This window comes from Frankia sp. AgKG'84/4, assembly GCF_023242965.2.
Classification (GTDB): domain Bacteria; phylum Actinomycetota; class Actinomycetes; order Frankiales; family Frankiaceae; genus Frankia.
In genome coordinates, this window is sequence record NZ_JALKFU020000797.1 from 1 (window position 1) to 1,084 (window position 1,084).

1 protein-coding gene is annotated in these 1,084 nt (G+C 72.9%); it reads left to right on the forward strand.

The annotated features are described in order from the left end of the window. The first annotated feature begins 111 nt into the window (after positions 1-111). Complete coding sequence (locus tag MXD58_RS25290; protein ID WP_248840109.1) at positions 112-825, forward strand: ABC transporter permease; 714 nt, start codon at positions 112-114, stop codon at positions 823-825. Positions 826-1,084 lie beyond the last annotated feature (259 nt).

Below are 1,084 nucleotides of genomic sequence, written 5' to 3' on the forward strand. Positions count from 1 at the left end.
GGCCGTAGCGGCGGGCCGCGACGACAACCGGACGGTCGACGAGCCGGCGAATCCGGCCGGGCCGCTGCCCGCGGGGCCGGTCGGGCTCCACGCCGGCGGGCGCCGCCGACGATGAGCGGGCAGCAGGCCGGGGTCGCGACCCTGGCGCGCACCGAGCTATTCAAGATCGCGAGCAGTCGCCGGCAGGCGGTCGCTCTGGTGGCGGTCCTCGTCCTGCACGTGCCGCCGATGTTGTGGGGCGGTCAGGACGCGGACGCGAGCTGGGACGGGCTGCGGTCGCGCTCGGGGCTGTTCGTCGCCTACGCCGTGATGGCGCTCGGAATCCTCATCGTCGCCCAGGAGTATCGGTACGGCACGGCCGCGCTGGCCTTTCTGAGCGCGCCGGGCCGCCGTCCCGTCACCGTGGCGCAGAGCCTCGTCGTCGCCGCCGTCGGCCTCACGATCAGTTCGCTGCTGTTCGCCGCGTGGCTCGCTGTCGGGGTGCTGCGTCACGGCGCCACCGGCATGCGGCTGGATCGGCCTGGCCAGGTTCTGGCCGCGTGGGCCGTCGTCGCGGTCACGGTGTGCGCGGCGGGCGTTCTCGGCGTCGGGGTCGGCACGATCCTGCGCGGGTCGACGGCGGCGCTGCTCGCGCTCGGCTGCTGCGGCGCGCTGGAACTACTGCTGGACGTGACCCGTTTCCGCGGGCCGGTCACCGCCCCGCTCGGGGTGCTGGCCTGGCCGACCTCCGAGCTGGAGGTGCCGTCCCTGGTCAGCGCGGTGGGCTGGGCCGCGCTGGCCCTGGTGGGCGCCCTGCTCGGCGTCGGACGGGATATCGCGTCATGATCGAGGCCTCGCTCCCGGATGGCCGCGCCGGCCGCGGTGGAAAGTCCGCGGGCGCCCTACGAGCCGCCGACTCTGCACGACAGACCGAGGACTGGACCGTGGCTCCCCAGGACCGGAACGTGGCATCAATGTGGGACGGATCACCTACGACGCGTCGGGTCGACGTATCACCCACCGCGCCGAGGATAATGCCCCGTGGAGTGGTGTAGATCGGTTCGCGTTCCGCTCTGCGTCTTTCGCTATTATGCGGCCTGAATAT